Annotated in this window: 16 protein-coding genes; 7 read left to right on the forward strand and 9 right to left on the reverse strand. The window is 73.6% G+C overall.

Annotated elements, in window-relative coordinates; all coding sequences use genetic code 11:
• Window positions 1-43: 43 nt before the first annotated feature.
• Both O7603_RS05235 and O7603_RS05240 read right to left on the reverse strand, forming a co-directional pair.
• Entirely contained in the window at window positions 44-1609 is a 1566-nt protein-coding gene (locus O7603_RS05235) for an amidohydrolase family protein (protein ID WP_281574546.1), read from the reverse strand.
• A gap of 4 nt (window positions 1610-1613) precedes the next feature.
• On the reverse strand, window positions 1614-2663 hold the full coding sequence (locus tag O7603_RS05240; protein ID WP_281576607.1) for a zinc-binding alcohol dehydrogenase: 1050 nt from the start codon (window positions 2661-2663) through the stop codon (window positions 1614-1616).
• A gap of 145 nt (window positions 2664-2808) precedes the next feature.
• Between O7603_RS05240 and O7603_RS05245 the strand changes: the two genes are divergently transcribed.
• Both O7603_RS05245 and O7603_RS05250 read left to right on the forward strand, forming a co-directional pair.
• Entirely contained in the window at window positions 2809-4215 is a 1407-nt protein-coding gene (locus O7603_RS05245) for a lysine 2,3-aminomutase (RefSeq protein ID WP_281574547.1), read from the forward strand.
• Between the two features lie 95 nt (window positions 4216-4310).
• The gene (locus tag O7603_RS05250; protein ID WP_281574548.1) at window positions 4311-5465 is read left to right on the forward strand and encodes a low temperature requirement protein A; all 1155 of its coding nucleotides are present in this window, start codon (window positions 4311-4313) and stop codon (window positions 5463-5465) included.
• Here O7603_RS05250 and O7603_RS05255 read toward each other — a convergent pair.
• Both O7603_RS05255 and O7603_RS05260 read right to left on the reverse strand, forming a co-directional pair.
• Window positions 5446-5775, reverse strand: a complete 330-nt coding sequence (locus tag O7603_RS05255) for a YnfA family protein (protein WP_281574549.1) — start codon at window positions 5773-5775, stop codon at window positions 5446-5448. The genes O7603_RS05250 and O7603_RS05255 overlap by 20 nt on opposite strands.
• An 81-nt stretch (window positions 5776-5856) precedes the next feature.
• Window positions 5857-6051: a CsbD family protein gene (locus O7603_RS05260; protein WP_281574550.1), complete on the reverse strand. Its 195-nt coding sequence runs from the start codon at window positions 6049-6051 to the stop codon at window positions 5857-5859.
• Window positions 6052-6222: 171 nt separating this feature from the next.
• On the opposite strand from O7603_RS05260, the gene O7603_RS05265 reads away from it, so the two are divergent.
• Window positions 6223-6834 carry a histidine phosphatase family protein gene (locus O7603_RS05265; protein ID WP_281574551.1) on the forward strand — a complete coding sequence of 204 codons (612 nt, stop codon included), beginning with the start codon at window positions 6223-6225 and terminating at the stop codon, window positions 6832-6834.
• On the opposite strand, the gene O7603_RS05270 is transcribed toward O7603_RS05265, so the two are convergent.
• The 3 genes from O7603_RS05270 to O7603_RS05280 all read right to left on the reverse strand — a co-directional run bounded on the left by O7603_RS05270 (window position 6764) and on the right by O7603_RS05280 (window position 9643).
• Entirely contained in the window at window positions 6764-7270 is a 507-nt protein-coding gene (locus O7603_RS05270; RefSeq protein ID WP_281574552.1) for an Lrp/AsnC family transcriptional regulator, read from the reverse strand. The genes O7603_RS05265 and O7603_RS05270 overlap by 71 nt on opposite strands.
• 118 nt (window positions 7271-7388) lie before the next feature.
• Entirely contained in the window at window positions 7389-8531 is a 1143-nt protein-coding gene (locus O7603_RS05275) for an acyl-CoA dehydrogenase family protein (protein ID WP_281574553.1), read from the reverse strand.
• On the reverse strand, window positions 8528-9643 hold the full coding sequence (locus O7603_RS05280; RefSeq protein ID WP_281574554.1) for a Xaa-Pro peptidase family protein: 1116 nt from the start codon (window positions 9641-9643) through the stop codon (window positions 8528-8530). Before O7603_RS05280 ends, O7603_RS05275 begins: the two co-directional genes overlap by 4 nt.
• 225 nt (window positions 9644-9868) lie before the next feature.
• On the opposite strand from O7603_RS05280, the gene O7603_RS05285 reads away from it, so the two are divergent.
• Entirely contained in the window at window positions 9869-11245 is a 1377-nt protein-coding gene (locus tag O7603_RS05285) for a glycosyl hydrolase family 18 protein (protein ID WP_281574555.1), read from the forward strand.
• Between the two features lie 162 nt (window positions 11246-11407).
• Here O7603_RS05285 and O7603_RS05290 read toward each other — a convergent pair whose 3' ends face one another.
• The gene (locus O7603_RS05290; RefSeq protein WP_281574556.1) at window positions 11408-12289 is read right to left on the reverse strand and encodes a winged helix-turn-helix transcriptional regulator; all 882 of its coding nucleotides are present in this window, start codon (window positions 12287-12289) and stop codon (window positions 11408-11410) included.
• Window positions 12290-12375: 86 nt separating this feature from the next.
• On the opposite strand from O7603_RS05290, the gene O7603_RS05295 reads away from it, so the two are divergent.
• Complete coding sequence (locus O7603_RS05295; RefSeq protein ID WP_281574557.1) at window positions 12376-13632, forward strand: MFS transporter; 1257 nt, start codon at window positions 12376-12378, stop codon at window positions 13630-13632.
• Between the two features lie 15 nt (window positions 13633-13647).
• Here O7603_RS05295 and O7603_RS05300 read toward each other — a convergent pair whose 3' ends face one another.
• Window positions 13648-14739, reverse strand: coding sequence for a DUF4037 domain-containing protein (locus O7603_RS05300; RefSeq protein ID WP_281574558.1), 1092 nt, complete (start codon window positions 14737-14739; stop codon window positions 13648-13650).
• 118 nt (window positions 14740-14857) lie between these two features.
• On the opposite strand from O7603_RS05300, the gene O7603_RS05305 reads away from it, so the two are divergent.
• Entirely contained in the window at window positions 14858-15085 is a 228-nt protein-coding gene (locus tag O7603_RS05305) for a hypothetical protein (RefSeq protein WP_281574559.1), read from the forward strand.
• 68 nt (window positions 15086-15153) lie between these two features.
• Window positions 15154-16074 (forward strand): 5'-3' exonuclease, encoded by a 921-nt coding sequence (locus tag O7603_RS05310; protein WP_281574560.1) that lies wholly within the window; start codon window positions 15154-15156, stop codon window positions 16072-16074.
• Window positions 16075-16198: the final 124 nt, after the last annotated feature.

Here is a 16198-nt window from a genome sequence, read left to right on the forward strand (position 1 = left end):
GACGGCGCGACGCGCCCCGATGCCGTGCTGATGGTTCGCTCGGTCACGAAGACCCTTCCTCATAGATCACGTCCCCGCGCAGCACCGTGCGCCGGCACACCGGCAGCGGCGTCGGATCCGCCGGCCCCCGCGCCTCCGGGTCCTCGGCCAGCAGCACCGGCAGACCCCGCTCCACGCCCGCCGGCGTCGACCAGACCGCGAACGTCGCCGGCGCGCCCAGCGCCAACACACCCTCGTTGTCCAGGTGCACCGCCCGCCACCCGCCCCGGGTGTGCGCCGCGAACGCCGCCCGCACACTCATCCGCTGCGACGGATTGTGGTGCGCCGCCGCCGCCCGCACCGACCCCCACGGGTCCAGCGGCGTCACCGGCGAATCCGACCCGAACGCCAACGCCACACCGACCGAGTGCATCGCCCCCATCGGGTTCGACGCCAACGACCGGTCCAACCCCAACCGCGACTCGTACATCCGGCCCGCGCCACCCCACAACCGGTCGAACGCCGGCTGCATGCTCGCCACGATCCCGTACTCCACGAACCCGGCGATCAACCGCTTGCTCATGATCTCCGCGTGCTCCACCCGGTGCCGGGCCGCCCGCAGCCGCTCCACACCCAGCGTCTCCGCCGCCGCCGCGAACCCCTCCAGCACCGTGCCGATCGCCGCGTCACCGATCGCGTGGAACCCGCCCTGCAACCCGTGCGCCGCGCAGTCCACCAGATGCTCACGCACCTGCTCGGCGGAGACGTACCCGTGCCCGCACGAGTCCCCGTCCCGGTACGGCTCCGACACGTGCGCCGTCCGCGACCCCAACGCGCCGTCGGCGAACAGGTCACCACCCGCGCCCACCGCGCCCAACTCCCGCGCCCGGGCCGCACCGCCCAGCTCACCCCAGTACCCGTACACCTCGGGCAACCCCGCGCCGGAGATGCCCAACAGCCCGGTGAAGTCCTGCTCGTCGGAGATCTCCGGCCCGCCGCACTCGTGCACCGCCGCGATGCCCAGCGACGCCGCGTGCGCCAACGCCGCCCGCTGCGCGGCCACCCGCTGCGGCCGCGTCACCGACGCGAACGCCGCCGCCCGCACCACGTGGTGCGCGTCCCGGCGCAACCAACCGGACGCGTCGTAACCCGCCGCGGCCGCCACCTCCGGCACCGCCGCCAGCAACGCCGACGACACCAACGCCGAGTGGATCGACGCCTGCGACAGATACACCCGCCGGCCGCCCGCCGCCCGGTCCACCGCCGCCGCGTCCGGCAGCTCCGGCGCCGGCCAGGACGACTCGTCCCACCCGTGCCCCAGCACCACCGCGTCCGCCGGCAGACCCGCCGCGAACCCGGCCACCGCCTCCAGCAACTCCCCCGCCGACCGCACCCCGGACAGATCGAGCCCGGACAACGCCAACCCGGTGTCCGTCGCGTGCACGTGCGCGTCCACGAACGCCGGCGTCACCAGCGCCCCGGCCAGGTCCACCACCCGGTCGGCGGCCGGGGCGTCCCCGTCCGCCCCCAACCAGGAGATCCGCCCGTCGGACACCAGCAACGCGGTCGCGCTCGGATCGGCGGGGCAGTGCAGCACTCCGCCGCGGTACAACGTCGAGGGGTTCGTCATGACCTCAGTCTGCCGCCAACCGGGACTCGAAGAGCCGACGCACCCCCGGCTCGGCGCGCAGCAGCGCCAACGCCAGCTCCGCGTGACCCGGCACGTACCCGTTGCCCACCAGCATCGTCACATCCGCCGCCAGACCCTCCGCGCCCAACGCCGCCGCCGCGAAGCTCGTCGCCATCGAGAAGAAGATCACCGTGCCGCCGTCCGCGGTGGCCAGGACCGCGCCGTGCTCGCAGCCCGGCACGTCCACGCACACCACCGTCACGTCCGCCGGCACCCCCAGCGCCGTCGTCACCGCCGTGGACAGCGCCACCGGATCCCGGGCGTCGGCCAACGCCACCACGTCGGCCACCCCAGCCGCCGTCAGCGCGTCCTGCTCCGCGGCCACCGGCACCACCCCGACCGTACGGCCGGCACCCGCCCGCCGCGCCGCGGCCAGCGACAGCGACCCGCTCTTGCCCGCGCCGCCGATCACCGCCACCGTCACCGGCCGGGCATCCCCCTCGCGCGCCCGGTCGGCCACGTACCGCGACACCACCCGCCCCGTCAGCGCCGGCGCCCCACACACGTCCAGCACCGCCAGGGACAGCTGCGGGTCCTCCTCCGCCGGCAGCACCGCGGCGATCGACCGGGCGAACAGGATCGCGTGCCCGTCGCACGGCACCTGCTCGCTGCGCCCGTCCCACCGGGCCAACCCGTCGGTGATCACCAACGGGGTCAGCGTCAACGACACCAGGGTCGCCACCCGCTCCCCCGCCTTCAACCCCAGCGGCGAGCGGCGGCCGACCTCCTCCACCGTGCCGATCAGCATCCCGCCCGACCCGGTCACCGGGTTCTGCATCTTGCCCCGGGTCGACACGATCTCCAGCACCTCGGCGCGCACCGCGTCGCCGTCACCGGCGTGCTTCTCCCACAACTGGCGGAAGCTCGCCGCGTCCAGGTTCAGTCGCTCCACCCGGATGCGCACCTCGTTCGCCGCGATCTCCGGACTCGCGTCGAGCCGCCACGCCCCCTGCGGCAGCACCCCCGCCGGTTCCAGAACACGGTGCAGTCCCACCGGTGACGTCACGCCGACCTCCCCTGTCCACCGCCCGAACCCTCGACCAGGGCTCGCATCACGGGAAAACTTCCGGCAGACTAATTTCTTCACCGGATATTTTCCAGTAGCCTTCCGGGACGCTGATCAGCAACGAGGAGGGGCCGTGACCCAGACCCACCCGGTGGAGACCATCCCCAAGGAGCGCACCGCGCCGGTCGCCGTCCCCACCGCCGGCCAGCCCTACGAATACCGCCGCGCCCCGCTGGTCGAGCCCGACTGGACCCGCTTCCCCGGCTGGCGCCACGTCACCCGCGACCAGTGGGAATCCGCCCAGTGGCAACGCGTCAACTGCGTCAAGAACATCAAGCAGCTACGCAACGTCCTCGGCGACGAAGTCGACGAAGCCTTCTACGCCGACCTCGAGGCCGACCAGAAGGCCCTCGCCACCATGTCGATGCTGGTGCCGCCCCAGATGCTCAACACCATGGTGCCGTTCGCCCCGATGACCACCGAGGCGTTCCTCGCCGACCCGATCCGGCGCTACATGATCCCCGTCGCCTCCGACCGACGCGTCGACTGGCCCTCGCACCCGTACGCCAGCCGCGACTCCCTGCACGAACACGACATGTGGGTCGCCGAGGGCCTCACCCACCGCTACCCCACCAAAGTCCTCGCCGAACTGCTCTCCACCTGCCCGCAGTACTGCGGCCACTGCACCCGCATGGACCTCGTCGGCAACTCCACCCCCGCCGTCGACAAGCTCAAGCTCACCCTCAAGCCCGTCGACCGCTACGACGCCCACATCGCCTACCTCAAGGCCCACCCCGGCGTCCGCGACGTCGTCGTCTCCGGCGGCGACGTGGCCAACGTCCCCTGGCGCAACCTCGAGTCCTACCTGATGCGGCTGCTCGAGATCGAAACCATCCGCGACATCCGGCTCGCCACCAAGGCCCTCATGGGCCTGCCCCAGCACTGGCTCCAGCCCGACGTCGTCGAAGGCCTCGAACGGGTCGCCCGCACCGCCGCCCGCCGCGGGGTCAACCTGGCCATCCACACCCACGTCAACCACGCCCAGTCGCTCACCCCGCTGGTCGCCAAGGCCGCCCAGACCGCCCTCGACGTCGGCGTCCGCGACGTCCGCAACCAGGGCGTCCTCATGCGCGGCGTCAACGCCACCAGCCGCGACCTGCTCGACCTCTGCTTCGCCCTGCAGGGCGAGGCGGGCATCCTGCCCTACTACTTCTACATGTGCGACATGATCCCCAACGCCGAACACTGGCGGGTCCCGGTCTGGCACGCCCAGCAGCTCCAGCACGACATCATGGGCTACCTCCCCGGCTACGCCACCCCTCGGATCGTCTGCGACGTCCCCTTCGTCGGCAAACGCTGGGTGCACATGCTCACCGAGTACGACCGTGACCGCGGCATCTCCTACTGGACCAAGAACTACCGCACCTCCATCGAGTCCGCCGACCTGGAGGCGCTCAACAAGCGCTACGCCTACTACGACCCGATCGACACCCTGCCCGAGGCCGGGCAGCGCTGGTGGTCCGACCACCGCGACGACTGACCGCACCGCACCCTCACCCCCGGGAGCCACCCCCCGGGGGTGAGGCGTGACCGGGACGCTCCGGCCCCCACCCGACGCCACTACCCTGCATCGACATGGAACCCGGGCCGCGCGACCCCGACATCGCCGACCGCGTCAACCCCGTCGAGATCTTCTTCGACCTGGTCTTCGTCCTCACCATCACCCAGCTGGTCGCCCTGCTCGACGAACACCTCGACTGGATCGGCCTCGGCCGCGTCGTCCTCATCCTCGGGCTGCTCTGGTACCTCTACACCGGCTACGCCTGGCTCACCAACCACGTGCCACCCCGCACGGCCACCCGGAAACTCCTGCTCTTCGCCGGCATGGCCGGGTTCCTGCTCACCGCCGTCGCCATCCCCGACGCCTTCACCGGCAGCGGCCTGCTGTTCGGCATCGGCTACCTGATCGTGGTCACCGTCCACCTCGGCCTGTTCAGCCACAGCACCGCCCGCGCCGGCGTCCGCCGCCTGGCTCCGTACAACCTCGGCGCGGCACTCCTCGTCATCGCCGCCGGCCTGTTCACCGGGCCCGCCGTGCCCGCGCTGTGGCTCGCCGCCGTGTTCACCCAGACCGTGCTGCCGTACCTGCTCCCCGGCCACTCCTGGCTGGGGGCCGCGGCCAGCTTCCACCTCAGCGCCGCCCACTTCGTCGAACGGCACGGCCTGCTCGTCATCATCACGTTCGGCGAAACCGTGGTCGTCATCGGCATGGGCGCGCCCCACGCCCACCTCGGCTCCGGCATCGCCTTCGCCGTCGTGCTCGCCCTCGCGCTGCCCGCCGCCCTGTGGTGGACCTACTTCAGCGACACCGGGCCGGCCGAGGCCGCGCTGGAGCACGCCGACGACGCCACCCGTAGCCGGTACGCCGCCCGCGTCTACGTCATCGCGCACTTCCTGCTGCTGCTCGGCGTCATCCTCACCGCCGCCGGCCTGCACGCCGTCGTCAGCCATCCCACCCAGTCCACCGGCTGGGCCGCAGCGCTCGCCCTCTCCGGCGGCGTGGCCCTCTTCCTGCTCGCCGTCGCCGACACCCGACGGGTCCTCGGCACCGGCCGGCGCACCACTCGACTGATCACGGCCGCCCTGGTGCTGGCCAGCAGCCCGATCGGCGCGAACCTCTATGCCACGCTGCATCTGGCCGTCGTGATCGCCCTCCTGACGGTGATGCTGCTCCGCGACGGCGCCCGCCGCACCGGCCGGGGCCGTCTCGTCAGCGCGGCGCGTACATGATCACGGCAACGCCGACCAGGCAGATGCCGGCGCCGGTGAGGTCCCACCGATCCGGCCGGAAGCCGTCCACGAGCACCGCCCAGCCGAGCGATCCGGCGACGAACACCCCGCCGTACGCGGCGAGGATCCGGCCGAAGTGGGCGTCCGGCTGGAGCGTCGCCACGAAGCCGTAGAGGCCCAGCGCGATCACCCCGGCGGCGATCCACCACAGGCCGCGATCCTCCCGCCAGCCCTGCCAGACCAGCCACGCGCCGCCGATCTCGGCGAGCGCGGCCAGGACGAAGAGGAACAACGAGCGCGCGACGGTCACCCCGCGAGGGTAGATCGGGCGCGCGCACGCGGCGGCGGCCCGGGGCAATAACCCCGGGCCGCCGCCCAACGTCTCAACCGGTCAGCCGCGGAAGGCGTCGCGCGCGTTCCGGCCGACGTCCTTGGCGCTCTCACCAGCCTGCTTGGCCCGCGCCTCGCTCTGCTGCGTGGCGCCCTCGGCGCGCATGCGCTCGTTGTCCGTCATGTCACCGATCCGCTCCTTCGCGGCACCGGTCATCTGCTCCATCTTGTTTCTCGTCTTGTCGGCGAAGCTCATGCCGCCTCCTCCGTCGTTGGCGAGTGTCCAGGTCGCTTGCCCGGTCCGCCCGACGCTAAACTGTCGCCGTGTGCCGGCCCGCACTGCCGCTAAGGCATCCTAGGAAGATAGGATCTGGGGGGCGGCCCGCGGCGGCCGTCCGAGGCCCGGCACCGATGGTTAACTGGGCCCATGGGAGAGCTCCTGCTGATCCGGCACGGCGAGACCACCTGGAGCGCCAGCCACCGGCACACCTCGTACACTGACCTGGAGCTGACCCCCGACGGCGAGCGGCAGGCCCGCACGCTCGCGGCGTTCCTGGCCGGCCGCCGGTTCGTCTCCGTGCTGGCCAGCCCCCGCGCCAGGGCACTGCGCACCGCCCAACTCGCCGGCCTCACCGTCGACGCGGTCGACGAGAACCTCGCCGAGTGGAACTACGGCGACTACGAGGGGCGCACCACCGTGGACATCCACGACGACGACCCGCACTGGAACATCTGGACCGACGGATGCCCCGGCGGAGAGTCACCCGGGCAGGTCGGCGAGCGGATGGACCGGGTCCTCGATCGGGTCGCTCCACTGCTCGACCGGGGCACCGTCGGCCTCGTCGGCCACGCGCACAGCCTGCGCGTGCTCGGCGCCCGGTGGATCGGCCTGCCACCCTCGGCTGGCGGCCGGCTGCGGCTGGACACCGCCACCGTCAGCGTGCTCGGTCACGAGCACGGACGGCAGGTCATCCTGCGCTGGAACCAGCCCGCTCCTCCGGCACCCGGGACCGCCCCCGATGCGACGGCTCGCCACTGATCTTCGGCGGCCGGCTCTCGTACGGGGTCGAGAGCACCACCGTGGTCCGGGTCGTCACGTTCGCCGCGGTACGGATCTCCTGGAGCACCCGCTCCAGGTCGGCCGGCCCGGCCACCCGCACCAGCAGCAGGTAGAAGTCCTCCCCCGCCACGGAGTAGCAGGAGTCGATCTCCGGCAGGTGGGCCAGCCGCTCGGGCGCGTCGTCCGGCTGCGACGGGTCGAACGGCCGGATCGCCACGAACGCGGTCAGCGGCAGGTCCAGCGCCTCGAACGAGACCCGGGCGGCGTACCCCTTGATCACGCCCCGCTGCTCCAGCCGGCGCACCCGCTGGTGCACCGCGGACACCGACAGCCCCACCTTCTCGGCCAGGTCGGTGTACGACAGCCGGCCGTCAGCGGTCAGCGCGGCGACGATGGCGCGGTCGGTCTCCTCCACGGCGTGCAACCTACCGGGAAAAACGCGGGACGGCGACGACGCGCCGCCCCGGCCGCCGGGACGGCACGGCGCGCTCGACCCACCGCACCGGCCCGGCGACGCTCGGTCGATCCGCAGGTCAGCCCTTCGCCAGCGCGCGAGAGATGACCATGCGCTGGATCTGGTTGGTGCCCTCGACGATCTGGAGCACCTTCGCCTCCCGCATGTACCGCTCCACCGGGTGGTCGGCCACGTAGCCCGCACCGCCGAGCACCTGCACGGCGTCGGTGGTCACCCGCATCGCCACATCGGTGGCGAACAGCTTCGCCTTGGCCGCCTCGACCGAGTACGACCGGCCGGCGTCGCGCAGCCGGGCCGCCGCCAGGGTCAGCGCCCGCGCCGCCGAGATCTGCGTGGCGGCGTCGGCGAGGAGGAAGCCCAGCCCCTGGAAGTCGATGATGGCCCGGCCGAACTGCTGGCGCTCCTTCGCGTAGCCGACCGCGTAGTCCAGCGCCGCCTGCGCCAGCCCGACGGCACAGGCGGCGATGCCCAGCCGCCCCGAGTCGAGCCCGGACATGGCGATGGTGAAACCCATCCCCTCGCCGCCGATCAGCCGCTCGGCCGGCACCCGCGCCTCGTCGAAGGCGAGCTGCGCCACCGGGGAGGCGTGCAGGCCCATCGTCCGCTCGACGGCCTGCGGGATCATGCCCGGCGTGCCCCGGTCGGCGAGCAGGCAGGAGATGCCCTTCGGGCCGGGCTCGCCGGTGCGGCAGAAGACGTTGTAGAAGTCCGCCACCCGGGCGTGGGTGATCCACGCCTTCGTACCGGAGACGACGTAGGCGTCGCCGTCGCGCACCGCCCTCGTGGTCAGCGCCGCCGCGTCCGACCCGCCCTGCGGCTCGGAGAGGCAGTACGCGCCCAGCAGCTCCCCGCCGATCATCTCGGGCAGCAGCTTGCGCTGCTCGTCGGAGCCGAACGCGGCCACCGGGTAGCAGGAGAGGGTGTGGACGCTGACCGCCTCGGCGACCGCGAGCCAGCGGCTGGCGAGGATCTCCAGCACCTGCACGTAGACCTCGTACGGCTGGGCCGCGCCGCCGTACTCCTCGGGGTACGGCAGGCCGAGCAGCCCGGCCCGGCCCAGGGTGCGCAGCACCTCACGGGGGAACTCGGCCCGCTCCTCGAACTCGGCGGCCTTCGGCGCCAGCTCCCGGTCGGCGAGTTCGGTGGCGAGGCCCAGCAGGTCGTGGGCCTCGTCGGTGGGGAGGATCCGGTCGACAGTCATAGTGCGATGAGCTCCGTGGGGGTGATGTTGAGCCGTTGCACGCCGTCCGTCGTGCAGACGACGATGTCCTCGATGCGGGCCCCGTGCCGGCCCGCCAGGTAGATGCCCGGTTCGACGGAGAACGCCATCCCCGGCTCCAGCGCGCGGCCGTTCCCCGCCACCACGTACGGCTCCTCGTGGCCGTCCAGACCGATCCCGTGCCCGGTGCGGTGCAGGAAGGCGGCACCGAAGCCGGCGTCGGCGATGGGCATACGCGCCGCCGCGTCGACCGCCTCGGCGCTCACCCCCGGGCGCACCGCGGCCACGGCGGCCGCCTGGGCGTCGCGCAGCACGGCGTAGTAGTCGACGAAATCGGCGGGCGCCGGACCGCCCGCGACGTACGTCCGGGTGCAGTCCGAGCGGTAGCCCGACGGCATCGTGCCGCCGATGTCGACCACCACCGGCTCGCCGGCCCCGATCGGCCGGTCGGCGGTGTCGTGGTGCGGGCTGGCGCCGTTCGGCCCGGCGGCGACGATGACGAAGTCGACGGTCACGTGCCCGGCCGACCGGATCGCCCCGGCGATGTCGGCCGCCACCTCCGCCTCCGTGCGTCCCGGGCGCAGCCACTCCCCCATCCGGGCGTGCACGGCGTCGATCGCCGCGCCGGCCTCGGCGAGCGCCGCGACCTCGGCCGGGGACTTGCGGATCCGCAACTCGCGCAGCACCTCGCCGGCCAGTCGCTGGGCGGCGCCGGGCAGCGCGGCGCGCAGCGCGAGGACCTGCTCGGCCCACATCCGGTCGGCCAGGCCGACCGCCGCCACCGGACCGCCGAGGGCCCTGGCCACCAGCGGGTACGGGTCGGTGCCGTCGGCGTGGTCGACGAGGCGGACCCCGGTGGCCGGGGCCGGGGACGCCTCCGCGGCGGGCCGTTCCAGGGTGGGCACGATCAGGGTCGGCTCGCCCTCGGCGGGCAGCACCAGGCAGGTCAGCCGCTCGCCGGCGCGCGCGTCGTAGCCGGTCAGGTAGCGCAGGTCGGAGCCGGGCGTCAGCAGCAGCGCGTCCAGCCCGGCCGCGGCGGTGGCGCGGCGGGCGGCTTCCAGCCGGTCCGGCGGGTAGAGCTCGTCGGTTCCCACGCCGTCAGCTTAACGGTCGTTTGGGCACCGACCTAGGCGCCGGGCCGACCGGGAAGCGCTCTCCCATTCATCGAACCTCGTCATTGACGCCGACAGTTAACACTCTTTAAGATTTGGCCACCTCGAGGAAGACCGTCCTGTCCCCATCCGTACCCCCGGCCCGGCGGCTGGCCGACCCAGCCGCCGGCCGCGTGGCACGGCGCCGCAACCACGGGAAGGCCCTCGATGTCCTCACCACGCCCCCGCCGTCGGTCGGCCCTGGCCGCCGGCCTGCTCGCGCTGGCCACCGCCACCGCGACCCTCGCCCTGACCCCGACCGCCGCCGAGGCCGTCGTGCTGCCGAACAACTTCAAGAGCGTCGGCTACATGCCGTCCTGGACCGGCAACGTCAACACCGTCCAGTACGGCAAGCTGACCCACATCAACTACGCGTTCGTGCTGCCCAACAGCAACGGCACCCTGCGCGCCGTGGAGAACCCCGGCAAGCTCTCCTCGCTGGTGTCGCTCGGGCACGCCAACAACGTCAAGGTGTCGATCGCGATCGGCGGGTGGAACGACGGCGACGACTCCGCGTTCGAGGCGCTCGCCGCCAACGCCGGCAGCCGCACCACGTTCGTCAACAGCGTGGTCGGCTTCGTCAACCAGTACGGCCTCGACGGCGTCGACATGGACTGGGAGTACCCGGACCCGGGCGCCTCGGCCAACAACTACAGCCTGCTGATGCAGCAACTCAGCAACGCGCTGCGCCCCCAGGGCAAGCTGCTCACCGCCGCCGTCGTCTCCGAGGGCTACTACGTGCAGGGCGTCCCGCCCGCCGTCTTCGGCTACGTCGACTGGCTCAACATCATGGCGTACGACGGGGGCACCCCGCACGCCAACTACGACTGGTCGATCAACAGCGTGAACGGGTGGAAGGCGCGCGGCCTGCCCGCCGCGAAGGCGGTGCTCGGCGTGCCGTTCTACAGCCGGCCCGGCTACTACACGTACTCCCAACTGGTCGGCATGGACCCGGCCAACGCCAACCGGGACTGCTACACCGTCGGCGGCGCCCAGCAGTGCTACAACGGCGTCCCGACCGTCAAGCGCAAGACCCAGTGGGCGCTGGCCAACGCCGGCGGCATGATGAACTGGGAGCTCACCCAGGACACCACCGGCTCGACCTCGCTGGTCAGCGCGATCTACGACACCGTCATGGGCGGCACCCCGCCGCCGACCGGCCGGACCGGCCCGATCACCGGCATCGGCGGGAAGTGCATCGACGTCGCCGCGGCCAGCTCCGCCAACGGCACGGCCATCCAGCTCTACACCTGCAACGGCACCAACGCGCAGCGCTGGACGGTGTCCAGTGACAGCACCCTGCGTGCGCTCGGCAAGTGCATGGACGTGACCAGCGCCGGCACCGCCAACGGCACCAAGATCCAGCTGTGGGACTGCAACGGCAGCGGCGCTCAGGTCTGGCAGGCCCAGTCCAACGGCACGCTGCGCAACCCCGCGTCCAACAAGTGCCTGGACGCCACCGGCAACAGCTCCGCCGACGGCACCCGACTGCAGATCTGGGACTGCTTCGCCGGCGCCAACCAGCGCTGGACGCTGCCCGCCTGACCCCCACGCCACCGGCCCCCGTCGGCGCCCCGAGGCCCGGCGGGGGTCGGCCTGCCGCCAGGCCCCCGCAACGCCCTGGCCCCGCGCCGCCCTGACCCGCGACGTCCCGACCCCGCCGGACCGGCCGTGGGGCGCCCCTTCTGCGCCGTGCGCCGCTTCCGGTCAGGCCGGTACGCGACGACGGACCAGGTCGAGCATCTCGTCCACCGACCCGGCCGGGTCGGTCACCGGAAACTGGACCGCCCGGACCACCGCGCCCGGGTCGACCAGCAGGGTCAACCGCTTGAACCGCGCCACCCCGCCCGCCCGGAAGGTGGGCAGCAGCAACCCCGCGCCGAGGCGGCCGTCCTGGTCGGACAGCAGCGGGAACGGCAGCCGGGCGTACGCCACGAAGTCGGCGAGCTGGTCCGGCCGCTGCGTGCTCACGCCGCGGACCTCCACGCCGGCGGCCCGGAAGTCCGCGTACCGGCCGGCGTACGTGGTCGACTCCAGGGTGCAGCCCCGAGCGCCCGGGATGTCCTCCCAGCCCGGCGGGTACCCACCGGCGCCGGGAGCGTACGCGCCGGGGAAGAAGTAGAGGACACTCCAGGCGTCCGGACCGACCGGCGCGACGGGCCGCCCGTCGGTCCCGGGCAGCGCGACGTCCGGCAGCCGCCGACCCACCAGGTCGTGCGCCCGCCGCGCCTCCGCGGAGGCCGGGGTCGCGGTCGCGGTGAGTTCCCCGTCGCCCGTCAGGTGCCGGGTGCCCCAGTCCTGCAGCGCGATGAGCACCGGCAGCAGCCCCTCGCCCTTGCGGGTGAGCACGTAGTCGTAGCGAGGCGGGTGCTGCGAGTACGGCCGACGTTCCAGCACGCCGTGCCCGACCAGCGCGGCGAGCCGCTCGGTGAGCGCGCGCCGGCTGACACCCAGCTCCCGCTGGAGCGCGTCGAACCGGGTCGTACCACCGGCGACGTCCCGCACGATCAGGAACGTCCACCAGTCGCCCAGCACGCCGAGCGCCTGCGCGATGCCGCAGTCCGCGTCGGCGAGTTCGTCCCGCCGCACATCCCACCCCCACCGGTCCGGTCCCGCTCGACTATAGTCCGTTCCGGAATGGAACTGACCGGCTCGGGCGAACGGGGGCGGACGGCATGGGCGTCGGAGAGCGGGCCGGGGTGTTCTGGCGCTGGTGGACCGCCGGCACGACCAGCCTGGTCGGGTCGGCGGTCGGCGCCGTGGCGCTGCCGCTGACCGCACTGACCGTGCTCGACGCGACCGCGTTCGAGATGGGTCTGATCGCCGCGGCCAGCTACGTCGCGTGGATCGTGATCGGGCTGCCCGCCGGCGTGATCGTGCAGCGGCTGCCGCTGCGCGGCGCGCAGGTCGCCGCCGACCTGGCCCGCGCCGTCGCCGTCGCGTCGATCCCGCTCGCCTGGTGGTGGGGGCAGCTCACCGTCGCCCACCTGGTCGTCACCGCGCTCGTGGTCAGCTTCGCCAACGTGCTCTTCGACGTGGCCAACTCGACCTTCCTGCCGAGCATCGTCGACCGGGACCAACTCCAGTCGCGCAACAGCCTCACCTCCGCCACCCACGCGGCCACCCAACTCAGCGGGCCGTCGCTCGGCGGCATCGCCGTGCAGGTGCTGGGCGCGGTGCCGACCCTGCTGGTGGACGCGGCCAGCTACCTGGTCTCGGCCGTCCTGCTGCGCACCCTGCCGGCCCGCCGGGCCGACACGCCGGACCGCTGGCCCCCGATGGGCGAGTTGATCCGCGAGGGCTGGCGCTTCGTGGCGTTCCACCCGGTGATGGGCCCGGGCATGTGGGCCGCCACCGCGGTGAACTTCGTCTGCGGCGCCCAGCTCGCTCTCTACCCCCTCTACCTCGTCCGGGAGCTGCACGCGCCGGCCGGCCTGGTCGGCGTGCTGCTCGCCGTCGAGGGCGTCGGCTCGCTGGTCGGCGCTGCGCTCACTCCCCGGTTCACCGCCTGGATCGGCACCGCCCGCGCCCTGATCGTCGCCGGGGTGGTCTCCGTGGCCGGGGCATTCATCATCCCCTGGGGCACCGGCTGGCCGGCGTACGCGGCCTTCGCGATCGGCAACGTCGTCTTCGCCGGCGGGGTGGTGGTGCTCAGCGTGACCACCCGGACCTACCGGCAGATCGCCAGCCCGCCCGAGCTGCTCTCCCGGGTGATGGCCACCGTCCGGTTCGTCTCCTGGGGCGCCATCCCGGTCGGCGGCCTGGTCGCCGGCGCGCTGGCCGGCGCGCTCGGTGCCCGGGCCACGCTGCTGGTCTTCGCCGCCGCGGTGGTCTGCGCGCCGCTGGCGCTGCTGCTCTCCCCCGTACGGCGACTGCGCGACCTCACCGACCACGACGCCGACCACGACGACCGGGTGCCCGCCGGCGTGTGACCCGTCGGGCGCCGGTCACCGCGCGCCCGGGGCGTCCGGACGCAGGGCCCCGGCGAGGCGACGGACCTGACGGGCGTCGGTCAGGACGTCGACGTTGTGCAGGTACTGGTCCACCGCGCCGAGCAGTGGACGCCCGCGCAGCGCCGGGTCGGTGATGGCGGCGCGCAGCGCCGCGGCCACCCGTCCCGCGTCCAGCACGAGGAACGGCCGCCGGTGGAACCGCCGGGCCCGGGCGCGCACCGGTGCGGCCAGCCCGGTCTCGTCGGTCCAGCCGGCCAGCGCCTCCAGGGCGCGGACCAGCCCCCGCTGACGACCGGTCCAGTCCCCCGGGCCCAGCGCGTCGACCAGCGCGTCGACCACCGGCGCCGCCCCGGGCAGCCGGGCGAAGACGGTGCCGAGCCACTTGTCGTACGGCGGCCAGCGGCGGCGCAGCAGCAGGCCGAGTCGCATCAGGTCCCGGGCCAGCCCGGCGGTGACCACCCGGCTGCCCACGTCGTCGCCGACCTCCGCGCAGCGCCCGGGCAGGTGCTCCGACTGGGCGACCCGGGTCCAGCCAGCGGCGAGCACGTGCCGCCACACGTCGTCCGGATACCAGGCGAGCGCGGCGCGGCGCGCGGCGAGCGCCCCGTCGAGACCGTCGTGGAAGACCGCGCCGCTGGTGACCTCCGCCAGCCGTTGGGTCGGCGTCGCCAGCCAGTCCTCGACGTCGACCCCGGCCGCCGGGTCGAACCCGAGCCGCTCGCGCCACCAGCCGCCCAGCTCCGCCACACTCACGCCGTGCCGCGCCCCCGCCGGGTCGGCGACGCCCAACCGCGCGTCGTCGCCGGCGAACCGCGTCGGCCAGCCGAGGAACTCGGCCGGCAGGTCGGTGTCCAGCGCGGCGTGCACGTGCGGTATCCGGCCGGCGTCGGCCGCCCCCACGAAGACCTGTGCCCGCGGCCCCCAGTCGTGGTCGGTGGAGCGCACGGTGTCCAGCCCCAGCAGTTCCGAGCCCGCGTCGAGCCGGCCGGCCGCGTACCGCAGGTCGGGGCACCGTCGACGCAGGATCGGCGCGAGTACCTCGTCGTGGTACCGGCGGGCCAGGGTCAGACCGGGGACAAACGCCACGTCAGGCAGTCTGCGCCCGGCCGGCGCCGCATGCATGCCGGTTTCCGGCGTCCCGTCCCGCTCGGCGCCGATAGCCTGGGACGGGACACCCGTCTGGGTGCCGGGAGCGGAGGGCCAGGTGGCAGGTGACGATCCACAACGCGCCGCGACGCGCCGTCGACGGCAGCTGTGGGCCGGTGTCCTCGCCCTCGCCGGCCTGGTCCTGCTGGTGATCGGCTTGACCGTGGCGGACGGCGTGGCGGCCTGGGTCGAGGTGGTGGCCGCCGGCGTGCTGCTGCTCGCCAGCTATGTGGTGCAGACCCTCGCCCGACGGGAGAGCGTCTACCGCCGCGACGACCGGCGCTGAGAGCGGCCCCACCGGTCGCCGCCGCGCCGCGCTGTCGTTCGTCGGTGGGCTGTGCCAGGCTGTCCGGCGTGGCACACCGACCTCCGATCCTGCTGATCGACGCGCCGAGCCTCTACTTCCGGGCCTACTTCGGCATCCCCGAGTCCGCCGCCCGAGCCGAGGACGGCACCCCGGTCAACGCGGTGCGCGGCTTCCTCGACATGCTCGCGACCCTGATCCGCACCCGCCGGCCCGACCGGATGGTCTGCGCGATGGACCACGACTGGCGGCCCGACTGGCGGGTGGCGCTGCTGCCGTCGTACAAGGCGCACCGGCTGGCGCCGGAGGGCGGTGAGGTCGTACCGGACACGCTCACTCCACAGGTGCCGGTGATCCTCGACGTGCTCGCCGCGATCGGCATCACCACCGTCGGGGCCGCCGGTTACGAGGCCGACGACGTGCTCGGCACCCTCTCCGTCACCCAGCCCGCCCCGGTCGAGGTGGTCTCCGGCGACCGGGACCTGTTCCAGCTCGTCGACGACGCCCGGCCGGTGCGGCTGCTCTACGTCGGGCGCGGGGTGGCCAAGCTGGAAGACTGCGACGACGCGGCGGTCCAGGCCCGCTACGGGGTGCCGGCCGCGGGTTACGCCGACTTCGCCGCGCTACGCGGCGACCCCAGCGACGGGCTGCCCGGCGTTCCCGGCGTCGGCGAGAAGACCGCGGCGCGCCTGATCACACGCTACGGCGACCTGGCCGGCATCCTCGCCGCGCTCGACGACCCGCGCTCCGGCTTCGCGCCGGGGCTGCGCGCCAAGCTCGCCGCCGCGCAGGATTATCTGGCCGTGGCCCCGAAGGTGGTCCGGGTCGCCCTCGACGTGCCGCTGGCGGACCTGCCGACGGCGCTGCCGAGCGCACCGGTCGACCCGGACGCCCTGCTGGAGCTGGCCCGCCGGTGGAACCTGGCCGGCTCCACCCGGCGCCTGGTCGACGCGCTCGCCGACCTTCCCTGACGCCTCCCGAGGACAGGTATGGCGAAGAGCCGTATGACGGTGAGGCATAAATATGCCTCACAGTCATAACGCTCAGCCGACTACCTGCCGGGTCGGCCTGTCGGCTCGGCGGAACCTTCGATCC

Origin of the sequence: Micromonospora sp. WMMD812 (assembly GCF_027497215.1) — a bacterium.
In the GTDB taxonomy this organism is placed as follows: Bacteria; Actinomycetota; Actinomycetes; order Mycobacteriales; family Micromonosporaceae; genus Micromonospora.

Excerpts from the sequence above, each read along its gene's own strand:
- O7603_RS05235 (WP_281574546.1), bottom strand. The coding sequence starts at position 1,609 with ATGACGAACCCCTCGACGTTGTACCGCGGCGGAGTGCTGCACTGCCCC.
- O7603_RS05250 (WP_281574548.1), top strand. The coding sequence starts at position 4,311 with ATGGAACCCGGGCCGCGCGACCCCGACATCGCCGACCGCGTCAACCCC.
- O7603_RS05260 (WP_281574550.1), bottom strand. The coding sequence starts at position 6,051 with ATGAGCTTCGCCGACAAGACGAGAAACAAGATGGAGCAGATGACCGGT.
- O7603_RS05265 (WP_281574551.1), top strand. The coding sequence starts at position 6,223 with ATGGGAGAGCTCCTGCTGATCCGGCACGGCGAGACCACCTGGAGCGCC.
- O7603_RS05275 (WP_281574553.1), bottom strand. The coding sequence starts at position 8,531 with ATGACTGTCGACCGGATCCTCCCCACCGACGAGGCCCACGACCTGCTG.
- O7603_RS05285 (WP_281574555.1), top strand. The coding sequence starts at position 9,869 with ATGTCCTCACCACGCCCCCGCCGTCGGTCGGCCCTGGCCGCCGGCCTG.
- O7603_RS05295 (WP_281574557.1), top strand. The coding sequence starts at position 12,376 with ATGGGCGTCGGAGAGCGGGCCGGGGTGTTCTGGCGCTGGTGGACCGCC.